Origin of the sequence: Acidovorax sp. HMWF018 (genome assembly GCF_003061035.1) — a bacterium.
Classification (GTDB): Bacteria; Pseudomonadota; Gammaproteobacteria; order Burkholderiales; family Burkholderiaceae_C; genus Acidovorax; species Acidovorax delafieldii.
This window is the reverse complement of the sequence record NZ_QAIM01000532.1, coordinates 1,427-3,984: the sequence shown is the minus strand read 5'-3', so window position 1 is coordinate 3,984 and position 2,558 is coordinate 1,427. Positions and strand designations below refer to the sequence as shown.

General features: G+C 69.6%; 3 protein-coding genes. All 3 read left to right on the top strand.

The features are described from left to right. Positions 1-38: 38 nt before the first annotated feature. Entirely contained in the window at positions 39-1,172 is a 1,134-nt protein-coding gene (gene ada / locus DBR23_RS22680; protein ID WP_108499662.1) for a bifunctional DNA-binding transcriptional regulator/O6-methylguanine-DNA methyltransferase Ada, read from the top strand. Then, positions 1,169-1,924: a 2OG-Fe(II) oxygenase gene (locus tag DBR23_RS22675; protein WP_108499659.1), complete on the top strand. Its 756-nt coding sequence runs from the start codon at positions 1,169-1,171 to the stop codon at positions 1,922-1,924. The genes ada and DBR23_RS22675 overlap by 4 nt, the downstream gene beginning before the upstream one ends. A gap of 55 nt (positions 1,925-1,979) precedes the next feature. Continuing rightward, the coding region (gene alkB / locus DBR23_RS22670) for a DNA oxidative demethylase AlkB (RefSeq protein WP_108499661.1) at positions 1,980-2,558 on the top strand (579 nt) is incomplete at its 3' end.

Genomic DNA, 2,558 nt, shown 5'->3' with positions numbered 1-2,558 from the left:
TGATGAATGTGACCGCCCTTCTTCCCCGCAGCGCCCCCATGCCCACCCGCCACCGTCCCAACACCAAAGCCGCGCAGGCAGCCGCCACCCAGGCCGACCCGCGCTGGGCGGCAGTGGTGGCGCGCAGCACTGAGGCCGAAGGAACGTTCTGGTACTCGGTGCAGACCACGGGCGTGTACTGCCGCCCCAGCTGCGCGTCGCGCACACCCCGGCCAGAGAACGTGCTGTTCCATGCCAGTTGCGACGATGCGGAGCGCGCCGGGTTCCGCCCCTGCCAGCGCTGCAAGCCGCGCCAGGCCACCGCGCTGTCGCACCACGCGGCGCTGGTGACGGAAGCCTGCCGCATCATCGAAAGCGCCGCGCCCGGTGAGGCACCCACCCTCGATGCACTGGCAGCACGTGTGGGCCTAAGTGCCTCGCACCTGCACCGCATCTTCAAGCAGGCCACGGGCCTCACCCCCAAGGCCTACGCGGTGGCCCAGCGCGCGCAGCGGCTGCGCAGTGCGCTCGACAGCCCGACCACGGACTCGGTGACGGACGCCATCTATGGCGCGGGCTACCAGTCCAGCAGCCGGTTTTACGAACAGTCGGCCCAGGTGCTGGGCATGCGGCCCAGCCAATATCGCGCACGGGGCGCATCGCAAGACATCCGCTTTGCCATCGGCCAGTGCTCGCTGGGCGCCATTCTGGTGGCGCAGAGCGACCGGGGCATCTGCGCGATCTTGCTGGGCGACGACCCCGACGCGCTGCTGCGCGAGCTGCAGGACCGGTTTGCGCAGGCCCGACTGATTGGCGGCGACGCCGCGTTTGAAGCCCTGGTGGCGCAGGTGGTGGCGTTTGTCGAGGCCCCGCGCCTGGGGCTGAACCTGCCGCTGGATGTGCGCGGCACCGCGTTCCAGCAGCGGGTGTGGCGGGTGCTGCAGGCCATCCCGGCCGGGCAGACGGCCAGCTATGCCGAGGTGGCCCAGCGCATCGGCGCGCCCACTGCCGTGCGGGCCGTGGCCCAGGCCTGCGCAGCCAATGGGCTGGCAGTGGCCATCCCCTGCCACCGGGTGGTGAAGAGCGACGGCGCGCTGTCGGGCTACCGCTGGGGCGTGGAGCGCAAACGCGCCCTGCTGACGCGCGAGTCCGACGCAGAAGCGGCCCCGCTGCCGGCAGAGAAGGTGGCATGAGCGTGGCGGCTTTTTCCAGCCCGGGCACGCTGGCGGATAGCGTGTGGCACCAAAGCACGGCCACCATCGACTGGCAAACCGCCAGCGAGGTCCTGCGCCAGCAAGGCAATGCCGTGCTGCCCCAGTTGCTGAATACTGCCGAGTGCGCCGCCCTGGCGCAGTTGTACGGCCACGCGCAAGAGGGCACCTTTCGCAGCCGCGTGGTGATGCAGCGCCACGGCTTTGGCCAGGGTGAATACCGGTACTTCAGCTACCCGCTGCCCGACCTGGTGGCGGGTCTGCGCGGGGCGCTGTATCCGCATCTGGCCCCCATCGCCAACCAATGGAACACCGCGATAGGCATTGACGTGCGCTACCCCGCGCAGCATGCCGACTTCATCGCCCGTTGCCACGCCGCCGGCCAGATGCGCCCCACGCCACTGCTGCTGCAGTACGGACCGGGCGACTACAACTGCCTGCACCAGGACCTGTACGGCGAACATGTGTTTCCGCTACAGGTGGCTATCCTGCTGTCGGAGCCGGGGCGAGACTTCACCGGCGGCGAGTTCGTGCTGACCGAGCAGCGCCCGCGCATGCAGTCGCGGGCCGAGGTGGTGCCGCTCTCGCGCGGCGACGCCGTGGTGTTTGCCGTTCACCACCGCCCCGTGCAGGGCACGCGCGGGCCCTACCGCGTGCAGATGCGCCATGGCGTGAGCCGCTTGCGCAGCGGGCAGCGGCACACGCTGGGCATCATCTTTCATGATGCTGAATGAGGTTGTCACAGCCAAAGCCGTTGCAGGCAGCCCCTCGCCAAAGATGACAGATGCCATGACCGCCAGCCTGTTCGACGACCCACCCCAGCCTGCCAGGCCACCCGAGGTGCTGGAGCCCGGCGCCCTGGTGCTGCGTGGCTTTGCGCTGGCGCAGGCGGCGGACTTGCTGGCTGCAGTGCAGCAGATCACCGCCCAGGCGCCCTTCAGGCACCTCGTCACCCCCGGCGGCCTGACCATGTCGGTGGCCATGACCAACTGCGGCGCGCTGGGCTGGGTGAGTGACCGCAGCGGTTACCGCTATGACCGCTCTGACCCCCAGACCGGCCAGCCCTGGCCCGCCATGCCGCCGCTGTTTCGCCAGCTGGCGCTCGATGCAGCGCAGGCCGCAGGCTTTGCCCACTTTGCGCCCGACGCCTGCCTCATCAACCGCTATGCCCCCGGCACACGCTTGTCACTGCACCAGGACCGCGACGAAGGCAACTACGCCCACCCCATCGTGTCGGTGTCGCTGGGTGTTTCGGCGATGTTTCTGTGGGGTGGTGCGCAGCGGGCGGACAAGACCCGCCGTATTGCGCTGCTGCACGGCGATGTGGTGGTCTGGGGCGGGCCTGCGCGCTTGCGGTTTCATGGTGTG

Bases quoted from the DNA above. Each gene is read 5' to 3' on its own strand.
- ada (WP_108499662.1), top strand. From the start codon at position 39: ATGCCCACCCGCCACCGTCCCAACACCAAAGCCGCGCAGGCAGCCGCC.
- DBR23_RS22675 (WP_108499659.1), top strand. From the start codon at position 1,169: ATGAGCGTGGCGGCTTTTTCCAGCCCGGGCACGCTGGCGGATAGCGTG.